Consider the following 13228-nt stretch of genomic DNA (forward strand, 5'->3'; position numbering starts at 1 on the left):
ATGCGCAATGTCTTATGATAAAGTTAAGCAGGCGGAGAAAATAGCGATAGGCACGAAGCAAACGACAAAAATGGTAGAGCAAGGTATGGCTGCCGAAGTGTTTGTCGCCAGTGATGCAGATCCTAGAATTACGGCCAAGATCGTGAACCTTTGCAAGAAGATGGGGGTTCAAGTGACATATGTCGATTCGATGAAGCAGCTTGGCAAAGCTTGCGGAATCGAAGTGGGTGCGGCGATGGCCGCAGCGGGGAACGAATAACGAAGCATTGCGGATAGATCGCAGCTCATAACATGTTTTTGCCGCCAGCTTAAGCTGGAAGCAGCTGAAGGCGGGCGGCAAAAACTTTTCGTTTGCCAATACGCGAACCACCTGGATCTGTGGACTTGAATAAAGACGACGCTAGCACGTCTTAGAAATGGGAAGGAGGTGGCGACATGCCAACTATCAATCAATTGGTTCGTAAAGGCCGCACGGCTAAAATCACCAAGTCGAAGTCCCCTGCTTTGCAAAGAGGCTTTAATGCTCTTAAGCGGGAAGCTACCGATATCAGCGCTCCACAAAAGCGTGGTGTTTGCACTCGTGTAGGCACGATGACGCCGAAAAAACCGAACTCTGCACTGCGGAAATATGCCCGCGTACGCTTGACCAACCGCGTCGAGGTAACGGCTTATATCCCGGGGATCGGGCACAACCTGCAAGAGCACAGCGTGGTACTCATTCGCGGAGGCCGGGTTAAAGACCTTCCAGGGGTACGTTATCACATCGTGCGCGGCGCATTGGATACTTCCGGCGTAAACAACCGGAAACAAGCCCGTTCCAAATACGGAACGAAACGTCCAAAAGTGAAGAAATAAGATTAACGGTCATACTATGACCGATTACTTGGATGAAACTCGCAAGAAAGGGGGATAACTATGCCTCGTAAAGGTCCAGTACCGAAAAGAGATGTTTTGCCGGATCCGATTTACAGCAGCAAGCTCGTTACCCGACTGATTAACCGGATTATGATTGATGGAAAGCGCGGAGTTGCTCAGACGATTCTGTACAATTCGTTCAATTTGATCAAGGAACGTTCCGGGAAAGAGCCTATGGAAGTATTCGAGCAGGCTATCAAAAATATTATGCCTGTACTCGAAGTAAAAGCTCGCCGCGTCGGCGGCTCGAACTATCAGGTGCCGATCGAAGTTAAGCCTGAGCGCCGTACAGCGCTTGGTCTTCGCTGGTTGGTACACTACTCGCGTCTTCGCGGCGAGAAAACGATGGAAGAGCGTTTGGCGGCTGAAATTTTGGACGCCAGCAACAACACCGGTGCTTCCGTTAAAAAACGCGAAGACACTCACAAAATGGCGGAAGCCAACAAAGCGTTTGCACACTATCGCTGGTAGGAATGTGAGAAAGGCTTCTTGAAGGAAGTCTTTCTACATACAGCCCAGGGACATCTTGAAAGGAGACGGTTATATGGCAAGAGAGTTCTCCTTAGAAAAGACGCGTAATATCGGGATCATGGCGCATATCGATGCCGGCAAAACCACCACGACTGAACGGATTCTGTTCTTTACAGGCCGTACCCACAAAATCGGCGAAGTGCATGAAGGTGCCGCGACGATGGACTGGATGGAGCAAGAGCAGGAGCGCGGAATTACGATTACTTCCGCCGCTACGACTTGCCAGTGGAAAAACCACCGGGTTAATATTATCGATACGCCAGGACACGTAGACTTCACGGTTGAAGTTGAACGTTCCCTGCGCGTTCTTGACGGAGCGGTTGGCGTATTCAGTGCCAAAGAAGGCGTTGAACCCCAATCCGAGACCGTCTGGAGACAAGCGGATCGCTATGGAGTACCGCGGGTTGCGTATGTCAATAAGATGGATATCATCGGCGCCGACTTCCTTGGCGTTATTGGCCAAATGCGCGATCGTTTGCGTGCTAATGCTGTAGCTATCCAGCTTCCGATTGGAGCGGAATCCGACTTTGCCGGAGTTATCGATCTGGTCGAGCAAGTCGCTTACATGTTTAAAGACGATCAAGGCAAGTTCGAAAAAGAAGAAATCCCGGCAGAATTCCTTCCGAAAGTTGCCGAGCTTCGCACCGAGCTTGTTGAGAAAGTTGCCGAGTTGGACGAAGAGCTTACGATGAAGTACTTGGAGGGAGAAGAAATCTCCGTCGAAGAAATCAAAGCGGCTCTACGCAAAGGCGTATGTGAAGTGAAAATCTTCCCTGTCTTCTGCGGTTCGTCTTACAAAAACAAAGGTATCCAAATGATGTTGGATGCCGTCATCGATTACTTGCCGGCGCCGGTCGACGTTCCAGACATTCGCGGAACGCTGGAAGACGGTTCGGAAGTAATTCGTAAATCGAGCGACAATGAGCCGTTCTCGGCGCTTGCGTTCAAAATCGCGACTGACCCTTATGTAGGTAGATTGACATTCTTCCGCGTATACTCCGGTATTCTTGCATCCGGCTCTTACGTATTGAATGCTACCAAAGGCAAGCGCGAGCGGATCGGACGTATTCTGCAGATGCACGCCAACAGCCGTCAAGAAATCAGCGAGGTATACTCGGGTGATATCGCGGCTGCGGTAGGTCTGAAAGATACGACTACCGGCGACACGCTTTGCGACGAGAAACACCCGGTCATTCTGGAGTCGATGAACTTCCCGGAGCCGGTTATCTCCATCGCCGTCGAGCCGAAAACGAAAGCCGACCAGGACAAGATGGGCGTTGCTCTCTCCAAGCTGGCTGAAGAAGATCCGACTTTCCGTTACTTTACGGATGAAGAAACGGGCCAAACGATCATTCAGGGTATGGGCGAGCTCCACCTTGAGATTATCGTTGACCGTATGCTTCGCGAATTTAAAGTGGAAACAAACGTGGGTAAGCCGCAAGTTGCTTACCGCGAGAGATTCCGCAGCCCGGCGAGAGTCGAAGGCAAGTTCGTGCGTCAGTCCGGCGGACGCGGTCAATACGGTCACGTATGGATCGAATTCGAACCGCTTGAGCCAGGCACGGGTTTTGTTTTCGAAAACAAAATTGTCGGTGGCGTAGTACCAAGAGAATACGTTCCTGCCGTTCAGGCCGGTATCGAAGAATCGATGAAAAACGGCGTACTTGCCGGATATCCGCTCGTGGATCTGAAAGCTACTATCGTAGACGGATCTTACCACGATGTCGACTCCAGTGAGATGGCGTTTAAAATCGCAGGATCGATGGCTCTGAAAGCAGCGAAAGATAAATGTAATCCGGCCATCCTAGAGCCGATTATGAAAGTCGAAGTTACCGTTCCGGACGAGTACATGGGCGATGTTATGGGTGACTTGAACTCCCGCCGCGGCCGCATCGAAGGTATGGATGCCCGTGCAGGCGCACAAGTAATCCGCTCCAAAGTGCCGCTCTCCGAAATGTTCGGCTACTCCACGACTCTTCGCTCGCGTACACAAGGCCGCGGCGTTTATTCGATGGAAATATCCCATTATGAAGAAGTGCCTAAGAGTATTGCAGACGAAATTATTGCAAAGAACAAGGGCGCATAATCATACTCTCTTATTAGAGGAGGAATTGTTGTCATGGCAAAAGCGAAATTTGAACGCACCAAACCGCACGTTAACATCGGTACCATCGGTCACGTTGACCATGGTAAAACTACGCTGACGGCGGCAATTACTACGGTTTTGGCGAAAAAATACGGAGGAACTGCCTTCGCATTCGACCAAATCGACAAAGCTCCAGAAGAGCGCGAGCGCGGTATTACGATCTCGACGTCCCACGTTGAGTACGAAACTCCTAACCGCCACTACGCACACGTTGACTGCCCAGGGCACGCCGACTATGTTAAAAACATGATCACCGGTGCTGCTCAAATGGACGGCGCAATCCTGGTTGTATCCGCAGCTGACGGCCCTATGCCGCAAACTCGCGAGCACATCCTGTTGTCCCGTAACGTAGGCGTTCCTTACATCGTCGTATTCTTGAACAAATGCGACATGGTTGAAGACGAAGAGCTCCTTGAGCTTGTTGAGATGGAAGTTCGCGACCTTCTGAACGAGTATGAGTTCCCAGGCGACGACACTCCAATCATCCGTGGTTCCGCTCGTGAAGCTCTGCAAAACCCGGATGGCGAGTGGGCTAACAAAATCGTTGAGCTGTTCGAGCATGTTGACAGCTACATCCCAGAACCAACTCGTGACACTGACAAGCCTTTCTTGATGCCTGTCGAGGACGTGTTCACGATCACGGGTCGCGGTACAGTTGCTACCGGACGCGTAGAGCGCGGCGTTGTCAAAGTCGGCGACGAGATCGAAATCGTTGGTCTTGCTGAAGAAACTCGCAAATCCATCGTTACTGGCGTTGAAATGTTCCGTAAGTTGCTCGATTCCGCTCAAGCGGGCGACAACATCGGCGCATTGCTCCGCGGCGTAGAGCGTAAAGACATCGAGCGTGGACAAGTTCTGGCTAAACCGGGTTCGGTTAAGCCTCATATGAACTTCACTGCACAAATTTACGTTCTGACCAAAGAAGAGGGTGGCCGTCATAAGCCTTTCTTCACAGGCTACCGTCCACAGTTCTACTTCCGTACAACTGACGTTACAGGCATCATCAACCTGCCAGAAGGTACAGAGATGGTTATGCCAGGCGACAACATCGAAGTTACGGTTGAACTGATCTCCTCAATCGCTATCGAAGAAGGTACTCGCTTCTCGATCCGCGAAGGTGGACGTACAGTTGGATCAGGCGCTGTTGTAACAATCACGAAGTAAGCTGCTGTGGGCGTTCGCCCGCAAAGCTGAAGGCGGCTCTTTTACGGAGACGCTATATAATAGAAGAAACAGTCCCTGACGATTTCGTCAGGGGCTTTTTTTGCTTTTTTGCTCCAGAAAAGGCAAGAACGATTTCATGAACAAGGTTCCATTTTGGGCTTCCAAGAGGACTGAATTGGCGTCGTGAAAATTCTTTGAAAAATTTCTTGCTTTCCGTCCCGGTTTTTTATATAATAGTGAACGTTGGTCTGTGACGTTGCGATGATGCGAGAGGTTGCTGACACACCCGGCCCCTTTGCCATGGTAGGTGGTCAGGAGATTTTCGCGGAGTATGTCCGATAATCAAATTGGGCGATAAAAGGAGGGAACAATATGGCAAAGCAAAAGATTCGTATCCGCTTGAAGGCATACGATCACAGAGTGCTCGATCAATCCGCAGAGAAAATCGTCGAAACGGCGAAACGTTCCGGTGCAGGTGTATCTGGTCCGATTCCGTTGCCGACTGAGAAGCAAATCATTACGATTTTGCGCGCGGTGCACAAGTACAAGGATTCCAGAGAGCAGTTCGAAATGCGCACACACAAGCGTCTGATCGACATCGTGAATCCGACTCCGCAAACGGTCGATGCTTTGATGCGCCTGGATCTGCCATCTGGTGTAGATATCGAAATCAAGCTGTAAGGAATTAAACGCAAAAGAAATGAGGTGTCAACATGAAGGGTATCTTAGGAAAAAAACTGGGTATGACTCAGGTGTTCGCCGCTGACGGTACAGTAATTCCTGTAACAGTAATCCAAGCGGGTCCATGCGTCGTTCTTCAGAAGAAAGACCAAGATAACGACGGATACGAAGCGATCCAAATCGGCTTCGACGACAAAAAAGAAAAGAACGCAACAAAACCTGCGATTGGCCATGCTAAGAAAGCCAATGCCGCACCTAAGCGCTACATTAAAGAGATTCGCGGAGTAAACCTTGGCGAGTACGAAGTTGGCCAGGAGCTCAAAGCAGATCTTTTCGCCGAAGGCGAATATGTTGACGTGACAGGTACTTCCAAAGGTAAAGGAACAGCCGGTGCGATCAAACGTTGGGGCTTCTCCCGCGGACCGATGTCTCACGGCTCCAAATATCATCGTGGTGCAGGTTCTCTTGCCATCGCCCGTACTAGTAACAAAGTACCGAAGGGTAAGAAAAATGCCGGCCGCATGGGCAACGAAACGATTACGATTCAAAAATTGCAAGTTGTTAAGGTCGACACAGAGCGCAACGTGATTCTGGTGAAAGGCTCCATTCCGGGACCTAGAAACAGCTACGTCAGCGTAAAAGCGACTATAAAGCAGTAAGGTAGCGAGAAAGGAGGAACACACATGCCAAAAGTAGCACTGTATAACGTGAGTGGTGCGCAGGTGGGCGAAGTGGAGCTTGCGGAATCCGTTTTCGGAATCGAGCCGAACAAGCACGTCGTTCATTCTGCAGTCGTTCTGCAACAAGCGTCCCAGCGTCTCGGTACGCACAAGACCAAAGGGCGTTCGGAAGTGCGTGGCGGCGGCCGTAAACCTTGGAAACAAAAAGGAACAGGGCGCGCTCGTCAAGGAAGCATCCGTTCTCCGCAATGGAAAGGCGGCGGCGTCGTATTCGGACCTACACCTCGGAGCTACGGTTTCAAACTGCCGAGAAAAGTTCGTCGTCTTGCGATCAAATCCGTGCTCTCCGCAAAAGTGATTGACAGTGAAATCATCGTGCTTGATCAATTGTCTTTGGCACAACCGAAGACGAAAGAATTCGCAGCGATCCTGAACAACCTGAAAGTGGAGCGCAAAGCTCTGGTTGTTACCGGCAGCTACGATGACAACGTGGCATTGTCCACACGCAACATCCCAGGCGTGAAATTCGTTTCCGCAGACGGAATCAGCGTGCTTGACGTTCTTGCTCATGACAAGTTGATCATTACGAAGGAAGCTATTCAGAAAGTAGAGGAGGTGCTTGCGTAATGAAGAACCCACGCGATATTATCAAGCGCCCGATCATTTCTGAGAAATCCAGCGACTTGATGGGTAACAACACGTACGTGTTCGAAGTCGACAAGCGTGCGAACAAGACAGAGATTAAGCTCGCGATCCAAGAAATCTTCAAAACGAAGGTTGAGAAGGTCAATACGATGATCGTTCCTGCCAAGCCGAAGCGTTACGGCCGTTACAACGGTTATACGTCGGAATGGAAAAAAGCGATCGTATCGCTCGATAAAGACAGCAAGCCGTTGGAATTTTTTGAGAGTGTCTAATTTCGTAAAGTAAGGAGGGAAACATAGTGCCTATCAAATCGTTTAAGCCGACAACTCCGTCCAAACGCGAGATGACGGTTTCTACTTTCGAAGAGATTACGGCGTCTAAGCCGGAGAAGTCTTTGCTTGCTCCGCTTATGAACAAAGCCGGTCGCAACAACCAAGGTAAAATTACGGTTCGTCACCAAGGTGGCGGTCATAAACGTAAATACCGGATCATCGATTTCAAACGCAACAAAGATGGAATACCAGGACGCGTTGCTTCAATCGAGTACGATCCGAACCGTACGGCGAACATCGCACTGATCAACTATGCGGACGGTGAGAAGCGTTACATCATCGCTCCTAAAGGGTTGAAAGTCGGAGATACGGTCGTTTCCGGTCCGGATGCGGATATCAAAATCGGTAATGCACTCCCGCTGGAGAACATTCCGGTCGGTTCCGTTATTCACAACATCGAGCTGAGACCAGGCAAAGGCGGGCAAATGGTTCGCGCAGCCGGTACGGAAGCTCAATTGCTCGGTAAAGAAGGCGAATATGCAACGATTCGTTTGTCTTCCGGTGAAATGCGCCGCATCTTGAAAGTTTGCCGCGCTACAATCGGTTCCGTTGGTAACGAAGACCACGAGCTGATCAACATCGGTAAAGCTGGACGTAATCGCTGGCTCGGCAAGCGCCCTGAAGTACGCGGGGTCGTTATGAACCCGGTTGATCACCCTCACGGTGGTGGTGAAGGCCGCGCGCCAATCGGACGCAAATCGCCAATGTCCCCATGGGGCAAGCCTACACTCGGTTACAAAACGCGCAAGAAGAAAAAAGCGTCCAACCAATACATCGTCCGTCGCCGCACGAAGTAAGACGGGATCTAGCAGGTTGGATGAAAGGAGGATTTCGTAAATGGGCCGCAGTTTGAAAAAAGGACCTTTTGTGGACGATCACTTGATGAAGAAAGTCGAGGCTATTGGCCAAGGCAAGAAAGTAGTCATTAAGACCTGGTCTCGCCGCTCCACCATCTTCCCGCAATTCGTTGGACATACATTTGCCGTTTATGATGGCAGAAAGCATGTGCCAGTATACGTAACCGAAGACATGGTCGGACACAAGCTTGGCGAATTCGCGCCAACTCGTACGTACAAAGGTCACGACGATGACAAGAAAACCGGCAAACGGTAATTAGATACACCTTTTTTTGAGAGGAGGTACTCCCTATGCAAGCAAAGGCACACGCAAATCACATTCGTATCGCTCCTCGTAAAGTTCGTCTCGTGATCGACCTGATCCGTGGCAAACAAGTAGGCGATGCGATCGCTATTTTGCGCAATACGCCGCGTTCCGCATCTCCGGTCGTGGAAAAGCTGTTGAATTCGGCTATTGCAAACGCCGAGCACAATCATTCGCTCGAAGCTAACAATCTGGTTGTTAGCGAAGCTTATGTTAACCAAGGGCCGACCTTGAAGCGGATCCGTCCGCGTTCCCAAGGCCGCGCGTTCAAAATCTTGAAAAGAACCAGCCACATTACTTTGGTGGTATCTGAGAAATAAGGAGGGAATACGTGTGGGTCAAAAGGTAAGCCCGGTTGGGTTAAGAATCGGTGTTATCCGTGATTGGGAATCCAAGTGGTATGCCGACAAAGAATTCGGCACACTGCTGATGGAAGACGTCAAAATTCGTGAATACCTGAAAAACAAGCTGAAAGATTCGGCTGTTTCCCATATCGACATCGAGCGTGCCGCTAATCGCGTTAACGTTACGATTCATACTGCTAAGCCTGGTATGGTTATCGGTAAAGGCGGCTCCGAAGTCGAAGTTATTCGTAACCATATCTCCAAAATGTCGGGCAAAAAAGTCCACATTAACATCGCGGAGATCAAAAATCCGGAACTCGACGCAATCCTGGTCGCAGAAAGCATTGCCCAGCAGCTGGAACGCCGCATTTCGTTCCGTCGTGCAATGAAACAAGCGATTCAACGGACGATGAGAGCCGGCGCGAAAGGAATCAAAACTGGAGTAAGCGGTCGTCTCGGCGGTGCAGAGATTGCACGGAGCGAAGGCTACAGCGAAGGTACGGTTCCTCTTCACACGCTGCGTGCGGATATCGATTACGGTACAGCGGAAGCTCATACGACTTACGGACGGATCGGCGTGAAAGTGTGGATCTACCGTGGTGAAGTTCTTCCAACAGCGAAGAAAAAGGATGTCCAGGAAGGAGGAAACTAATCATGTTGTTGCCTAAACGTGTCAAGCACCGCAAAGAACAACGCGGAAGCATGAAGGGTCGCGCAAAGGGCGGCACTGAGGTTGCGTTTGGCGAATACGGACTGCAGGCGCTCGAACCGGCTTGGGTCACCAACCGTCAAATCGAAGCTGCACGTATCGCAATGACCCGTTATATCAAACGGGGCGGTAAAGTGTGGATTAAAATTTTCCCTTCCAAGCCGATTACGCAAAAGCCGCTTGAGGTTCGGATGGGTAGCGGTAAAGGTAATGTGGAGAAGTGGGTAGCGGTCGTGAAACCCGGCAAGATTTTGTTTGAGCTGGCTGGGGTGAGTGAAGAAATCGCACGCGAAGCAATGCGTCTTGCTTCTCACAAGCTCCCAATCAAGACGAAGTTTGTGAAAAGAGAAGAAGTGGGTGGTGAAGCAAATGAAAGCCAGTGAATTTCGCAACTTGACCACTGCTGAAATCGAGCAAAAAATTTCCGGATTCAAAGAAGAACTGTTTAACCTCCGTTTTCAATTGGCGACGGGCCAACTGGATAACCCGGTTCGACTTCGTGAGCTTCGCAAGGAAATTGCCCGTGCGAAAACCGTGATACGGCAAAGAGAACTCGGGATCAGCTGACGAATTTAGAGAGGAGGGCATTCGATGCAACGCAACGAACGCAAAGTGCAGATCGGCAAAGTCGTAAGCGACAAAATGGACAAAACGATCGTTGTCGCCGTTGAGACTTACAAGAAGCACAGCTTGTACCACAAGCGTATCAAATATACGAAAAAGTTTAAGGCGCACGACGAAAACAACGAAGCTAAAATAGGCGATACTGTAGAGATCATGGAGACTCGTCCATTGTCGAAAGACAAGCGGTACAGACTCGTGAAAATCGTTGAAAGAGCAGTTCTCGTGTAATTGGACTTAACTCACAGCTGAAAGGAGGGCATACAAAATGATCCAACCATTTACTCGACTGATCTCGGCCGACAACTCCGGCGCTAAACAACTGATGTGCATTCGTGTTCTTGGCGGTACTGGCAGACGTGTTGGCAGCATCGGGGATTTGATCATTTGCTCTGTGAAAGAAGCAACACCAGGCGGCGTTGTCAAGAAAGGCGACGTAGTCAAAGCGGTTATCGTACGCACGAAGCGTTCCACTCGTCGTAAAGACGGTTCCTATATTCGTTTCGATGAAAATGCGGCTGTAATCGTTAAGGATGACAAGAGCCCGCGCGGAACCCGTATTTTCGGACCAGTTGCTCGTGAGCTTCGCGATAAAGACTTTATGAAGATCGTTTCGCTGGCGCCGGAAGTTATTTAATTTCGGATGTAAGCCAGTCTGAATTATCGGGGTTCCCATTGGAGGTGTACAATAATGCCGAAAACGAAAAAACAACTTGAGTCCCACAACAACACGCTTCATGTTAAAAAGGACGATACGGTAATGGTCATTACCGGTAAAGATAAAGGTAAAAAAGGCCGCGTTATCGCAGCTTATCCTCGTGAAAACCGCGTTCTCGTCGAAGGCGTGAACATGGTGAAGAAGCATCAAAAGCCGAATCAGCAAAACCCGCAAGGCGGCATCCTGAACCAGGAAGCAAAAATTCACGTTTCGAACGTGATGCTGCTCGATCCGAAGAGCGGAGAGCCGACTCGCGTTGGGTACAAAGTGCTGGATAACGGCAAAAAAGTGCGCGTAGCAAAAAAATCGGGCGAAGTGATCAACTAATTCATTTGGCTTAGAAAGGAGGTCCACTCATCAATGGCAACTAGAATGAAAGACCGTTTCTTGAACGAAGTAACTCCTGCTTTGATGCAGAAGTTTAACTATACGACTGTCATGCAAGTTCCAAAGATCGAGAAGGTTGTAATTAACATGGGTGTTGGTGACGCTGTTAGCAACTCCAAAGTGATCGACACGGCAGTAAACGATTTGCAAATCATCGCAGGTCAAAAGCCGGTTGTAACTCGTGCAAAAAAATCGATCGCGGGCTTCAAACTTCGTGAAAACATGCCGATCGGCGTTAAAGTTACGCTGCGTGGCGACCGGATGTACTATTTCCTCGACAAGTTGTTCAACATTGCACTGCCACGTGTACGTGACTTCCGCGGCGTATCGACGAAAGCATTCGACGGACGCGGCAACTACACGCTCGGCGTTAAGGAACAACTGATGTTCCCGGAAATCGAGTATGACAAAGTGGATAAAGTGCGCGGCATGGACATCGTTATCGTAACGACTGCGAAGTCGGACGAAGAGTCCCGCGAATTGTTGGAACAACTCGGAATGCCTTTCACGAAGTAAGAACGGAAATATGAAGAGAATTCGGAGGTGTAACAGTGGCAAAAACTTCGATGATTATTAAGCAGCAGCGGAAACCGAAGTTCAAAGTTCAGGCATACACGCGCTGCGAGCGTTGTGGTCGGCCGCATTCCGTACTGCGCAAATTCAAAATTTGCCGTATCTGTTTCCGTGAATTGGCTTATAAAGGTCAAATTCCTGGCGTGAAGAAAGCAAGCTGGTAATAAACCCGTCTCTAGGAAGGAGGTTCGCTACTATGGTTATGTCAGATCCGATTGCAGATATGCTTACACGCATCCGCAACGCAAATGTCGTACGTCACGAAACGGTAGAAGTGCCCGCTTCGAAAATCAAGAAGGAAATCGCCGAGATTTTGAAGAAAGAGGGCTTCATCCGCGACGCTGAATATGTCGAAGATAGCAAACAAGGGATCATCCGTATTTTCCTGAAATACGGCCCGAATCAAGAACGCGTCATCACCGGCCTGAAACGCATCAGCAAACCGGGATTGCGTGTTTACGCGAAAAGCCAGGAAGTGCCGAAGGTTCTCGGCGGACTCGGAATCGCCATCCTGTCCACTTCCAAAGGCGTTATGAGCGACAAAGACGCTCGCCAGGCTAAGTCCGGCGGGGAAGTTATCTGCTACGTGTGGTAATTTACATCGCGTAAGAATGGAGGTGCAATGAATGTCTCGTATTGGTCGTAAACCCATTGCGATCCCATCAGGGGTTAATGTTTCTTTAGATAATACACTAATTACGGTTAAAGGCCCGAAAGGGACGCTGAGCCGTGAACTGCATAAAGATATGAAAGTTGTTGTAGAAGACAGCGTCATTAACGTGGAGCGTCCTTCTGACAACAAACTGCACCGCTCTCTGCACGGTACGACCCGCAGCATCATTTTCAACATGGTGAGCGGCGTAACGGAAGGTTACTCCAAAACACTCGACCTCGTAGGCGTCGGTTACCGCGCTAACAAGAGCGGCACGAAGCTGGTCTTGAACGTAGGTTACTCCCACCCGGTTGAAATCGTACCGGAAAACGGAATCGAGTTCGATGTTCCATCCAACACGAAAATTATCGTGAAGGGTATCGATAAGGAGCTCGTAGGAGCAACGGCTGCAAAAGTTCGTTCCGTACGTGAGCCTGAGCCTTACAAAGGTAAAGGGATTAAGTACGAAGGCGAGCGGATCCTTCGCAAAGAAGGTAAAGCTGGTAAGAAGAAATAAGACGTATAATCCACTAAGAAGCCGAATGAGCTTCTTGGCATAAGGGAAGGAGTGAACACCCGATGATTACAAAAGGCGATAAAAATAAAGCCCGTCAGAAGAGACACCTTCGTGTACGTAAGAAAATTCAGGGCACTCAAAGTCGTCCACGTTTGAACATTTTCCGTTCCTCCAAGCACATGTACGCTCAGCTGATCGATGATGTGACTGGAGTGACGATCGCGTCCGCATCGACTCAAGATAAGGAATTGAAAGGTCAAATCTCGAACGGCGGCAACAGCGAGGCAGCTCAGAAAGTAGGCCAATTGGTCGCTGAGCGAGCTAAAGCGAAAGGTATCAAAACCGTAGTTTTCGACCGCGGCGGATACTTGTATCATGGACGCGTTCAGGCGCTTGCTGATGCAGCCCGCGAGGCGGGACTTGAGTTCTAAACGAAATCTTTAACAAGGAGG

23 protein-coding genes are annotated in these 13228 nt (G+C 49.8%); all 23 read left to right on the forward strand.

All coding sequences use genetic code 11. The annotated features are described in order from the left end of the window. Positions 1–7 precede the first annotated feature (7 nt). Entirely contained in the window at positions 8–259 is a 252-nt protein-coding gene (locus AC3Y2E_RS28880) for a 50S ribosomal protein L7ae-like protein (protein WP_190931881.1), read from the forward strand. 176 nt (positions 260–435) lie between these two features. Further along, positions 436–855: a 30S ribosomal protein S12 gene (gene rpsL, locus AC3Y2E_RS28885; protein ID WP_190931882.1), complete on the forward strand. Its 420-nt coding sequence runs from the start codon at positions 436–438 to the stop codon at positions 853–855. Positions 856–915: 60 nt separating this feature from the next. Beyond that, a complete protein-coding gene (rpsG, locus tag AC3Y2E_RS28890) occupies positions 916–1386 on the forward strand; it encodes a 30S ribosomal protein S7 (RefSeq protein WP_190931883.1) in 471 nt (156 codons plus the stop codon). Positions 1387–1459: 73 nt separating this feature from the next. Continuing rightward, complete coding sequence (gene fusA, locus AC3Y2E_RS28895) at positions 1460–3532, forward strand: elongation factor G (protein ID WP_190931884.1); 2073 nt, start codon at positions 1460–1462, stop codon at positions 3530–3532. A 33-nt stretch (positions 3533–3565) separates the two neighbouring features. Continuing rightward, positions 3566–4756, forward strand: a complete 1191-nt coding sequence (gene tuf / locus AC3Y2E_RS28900) for an elongation factor Tu (RefSeq protein WP_190931885.1) — start codon at positions 3566–3568, stop codon at positions 4754–4756. A 372-nt stretch (positions 4757–5128) separates the two neighbouring features. Next, entirely contained in the window at positions 5129–5437 is a 309-nt protein-coding gene (rpsJ, locus tag AC3Y2E_RS28905) for a 30S ribosomal protein S10 (protein WP_006212922.1), read from the forward strand. A gap of 32 nt (positions 5438–5469) precedes the next feature. Continuing rightward, on the forward strand, positions 5470–6096 hold the full coding sequence (gene rplC, locus AC3Y2E_RS28910) for a 50S ribosomal protein L3 (RefSeq protein WP_190931886.1): 627 nt from the start codon (positions 5470–5472) through the stop codon (positions 6094–6096). 24 nt (positions 6097–6120) lie between these two features. After that, positions 6121–6744: a 50S ribosomal protein L4 gene (gene rplD / locus AC3Y2E_RS28915; RefSeq protein ID WP_190931887.1), complete on the forward strand. Its 624-nt coding sequence runs from the start codon at positions 6121–6123 to the stop codon at positions 6742–6744. Beyond that, entirely contained in the window at positions 6744–7034 is a 291-nt protein-coding gene (rplW, locus tag AC3Y2E_RS28920) for a 50S ribosomal protein L23 (RefSeq protein ID WP_190931888.1), read from the forward strand. Before rplD ends, rplW begins: the two co-directional genes overlap by 1 nt. Before the next feature lie 26 nt (positions 7035–7060). Next, positions 7061–7891: a 50S ribosomal protein L2 gene (gene rplB, locus AC3Y2E_RS28925; protein ID WP_379216694.1), complete on the forward strand. Its 831-nt coding sequence runs from the start codon at positions 7061–7063 to the stop codon at positions 7889–7891. Between the two features lie 40 nt (positions 7892–7931). After that, a complete protein-coding gene (rpsS, locus tag AC3Y2E_RS28930; RefSeq protein ID WP_190931890.1) occupies positions 7932–8207 on the forward strand; it encodes a 30S ribosomal protein S19 in 276 nt (91 codons plus the stop codon). 35 nt (positions 8208–8242) lie between these two features. Beyond that, positions 8243–8575: a 50S ribosomal protein L22 gene (rplV, locus tag AC3Y2E_RS28935; protein WP_190931891.1), complete on the forward strand. Its 333-nt coding sequence runs from the start codon at positions 8243–8245 to the stop codon at positions 8573–8575. Positions 8576–8588: 13 nt separating this feature from the next. After that, positions 8589–9251: a 30S ribosomal protein S3 gene (gene rpsC, locus AC3Y2E_RS28940; RefSeq protein WP_190931892.1), complete on the forward strand. Its 663-nt coding sequence runs from the start codon at positions 8589–8591 to the stop codon at positions 9249–9251. 2 nt (positions 9252–9253) lie between these two features. Then, positions 9254–9691: a 50S ribosomal protein L16 gene (rplP, locus tag AC3Y2E_RS28945; RefSeq protein ID WP_190931893.1), complete on the forward strand. Its 438-nt coding sequence runs from the start codon at positions 9254–9256 to the stop codon at positions 9689–9691. Beyond that, a complete protein-coding gene (gene rpmC / locus AC3Y2E_RS28950) occupies positions 9678–9875 on the forward strand; it encodes a 50S ribosomal protein L29 (RefSeq protein WP_190931926.1) in 198 nt (65 codons plus the stop codon). The genes rplP and rpmC overlap by 14 nt, the downstream gene beginning before the upstream one ends. 24 nt (positions 9876–9899) lie before the next feature. Continuing rightward, positions 9900–10160: a 30S ribosomal protein S17 gene (rpsQ, locus tag AC3Y2E_RS28955; protein WP_190931894.1), complete on the forward strand. Its 261-nt coding sequence runs from the start codon at positions 9900–9902 to the stop codon at positions 10158–10160. A 37-nt stretch (positions 10161–10197) separates the two neighbouring features. After that, on the forward strand, positions 10198–10566 hold the full coding sequence (gene rplN, locus AC3Y2E_RS28960; RefSeq protein ID WP_190931895.1) for a 50S ribosomal protein L14: 369 nt from the start codon (positions 10198–10200) through the stop codon (positions 10564–10566). 54 nt (positions 10567–10620) lie between these two features. Further along, complete coding sequence (rplX, locus tag AC3Y2E_RS28965) at positions 10621–10974, forward strand: 50S ribosomal protein L24 (protein ID WP_379216700.1); 354 nt, start codon at positions 10621–10623, stop codon at positions 10972–10974. A gap of 33 nt (positions 10975–11007) precedes the next feature. Further along, positions 11008–11550 carry a 50S ribosomal protein L5 gene (gene rplE / locus AC3Y2E_RS28970; protein WP_190931897.1) on the forward strand — a complete coding sequence of 181 codons (543 nt, stop codon included), beginning with the start codon at positions 11008–11010 and terminating at the stop codon, positions 11548–11550. Between the two features lie 35 nt (positions 11551–11585). After that, positions 11586–11771 (forward strand): type Z 30S ribosomal protein S14, encoded by a 186-nt coding sequence (locus AC3Y2E_RS28975; protein ID WP_120751514.1) that lies wholly within the window; start codon positions 11586–11588, stop codon positions 11769–11771. A 32-nt stretch (positions 11772–11803) separates the two neighbouring features. Beyond that, the gene (gene rpsH / locus AC3Y2E_RS28980; RefSeq protein ID WP_190931898.1) at positions 11804–12202 is read left to right on the forward strand and encodes a 30S ribosomal protein S8; all 399 of its coding nucleotides are present in this window, start codon (positions 11804–11806) and stop codon (positions 12200–12202) included. A gap of 31 nt (positions 12203–12233) precedes the next feature. Further along, the gene (rplF, locus tag AC3Y2E_RS28985; RefSeq protein WP_190931899.1) at positions 12234–12776 is read left to right on the forward strand and encodes a 50S ribosomal protein L6; all 543 of its coding nucleotides are present in this window, start codon (positions 12234–12236) and stop codon (positions 12774–12776) included. A gap of 62 nt (positions 12777–12838) precedes the next feature. Then, complete coding sequence (gene rplR / locus AC3Y2E_RS28990) at positions 12839–13207, forward strand: 50S ribosomal protein L18 (RefSeq protein ID WP_379216703.1); 369 nt, start codon at positions 12839–12841, stop codon at positions 13205–13207. Positions 13208–13228: the final 21 nt, after the last annotated feature.

Source organism: Paenibacillus sp. MAH-35 (assembly GCF_058135425.1).

Coding starts and splice junctions, on each gene's coding strand:
- rplX (WP_379216700.1), top strand. CDS start 10,621: ATGCCGAAAACGAAAAAACAACTTGAGTCCCACAACAACACGCTTCAT.
- rplD (WP_190931887.1), top strand. CDS start 6,121: ATGCCAAAAGTAGCACTGTATAACGTGAGTGGTGCGCAGGTGGGCGAA.
- AC3Y2E_RS28880 (WP_190931881.1), top strand. CDS start 8: ATGTCTTATGATAAAGTTAAGCAGGCGGAGAAAATAGCGATAGGCACG.
- rpsH (WP_190931898.1), top strand. CDS start 11,804: ATGGTTATGTCAGATCCGATTGCAGATATGCTTACACGCATCCGCAAC.
- rplN (WP_190931895.1), top strand. CDS start 10,198: ATGATCCAACCATTTACTCGACTGATCTCGGCCGACAACTCCGGCGCT.
- rplV (WP_190931891.1), top strand. CDS start 8,243: ATGCAAGCAAAGGCACACGCAAATCACATTCGTATCGCTCCTCGTAAA.
- rplW (WP_190931888.1), top strand. CDS start 6,744: ATGAAGAACCCACGCGATATTATCAAGCGCCCGATCATTTCTGAGAAA.
- tuf (WP_190931885.1), top strand. CDS start 3,566: ATGGCAAAAGCGAAATTTGAACGCACCAAACCGCACGTTAACATCGGT.
- rplE (WP_190931897.1), top strand. CDS start 11,008: ATGGCAACTAGAATGAAAGACCGTTTCTTGAACGAAGTAACTCCTGCT.
- rplP (WP_190931893.1), top strand. CDS start 9,254: ATGTTGTTGCCTAAACGTGTCAAGCACCGCAAAGAACAACGCGGAAGC.
- rpsS (WP_190931890.1), top strand. CDS start 7,932: ATGGGCCGCAGTTTGAAAAAAGGACCTTTTGTGGACGATCACTTGATG.
- rpsG (WP_190931883.1), top strand. CDS start 916: ATGCCTCGTAAAGGTCCAGTACCGAAAAGAGATGTTTTGCCGGATCCG.
- rpsQ (WP_190931894.1), top strand. CDS start 9,900: ATGCAACGCAACGAACGCAAAGTGCAGATCGGCAAAGTCGTAAGCGAC.
- rplF (WP_190931899.1), top strand. CDS start 12,234: ATGTCTCGTATTGGTCGTAAACCCATTGCGATCCCATCAGGGGTTAAT.
- fusA (WP_190931884.1), top strand. CDS start 1,460: ATGGCAAGAGAGTTCTCCTTAGAAAAGACGCGTAATATCGGGATCATG.
- rpsJ (WP_006212922.1), top strand. CDS start 5,129: ATGGCAAAGCAAAAGATTCGTATCCGCTTGAAGGCATACGATCACAGA.
- rplC (WP_190931886.1), top strand. CDS start 5,470: ATGAAGGGTATCTTAGGAAAAAAACTGGGTATGACTCAGGTGTTCGCC.
- rpsL (WP_190931882.1), top strand. CDS start 436: ATGCCAACTATCAATCAATTGGTTCGTAAAGGCCGCACGGCTAAAATC.
- rplR (WP_379216703.1), top strand. CDS start 12,839: ATGATTACAAAAGGCGATAAAAATAAAGCCCGTCAGAAGAGACACCTT.
- rpmC (WP_190931926.1), top strand. CDS start 9,678: ATGAAAGCCAGTGAATTTCGCAACTTGACCACTGCTGAAATCGAGCAA.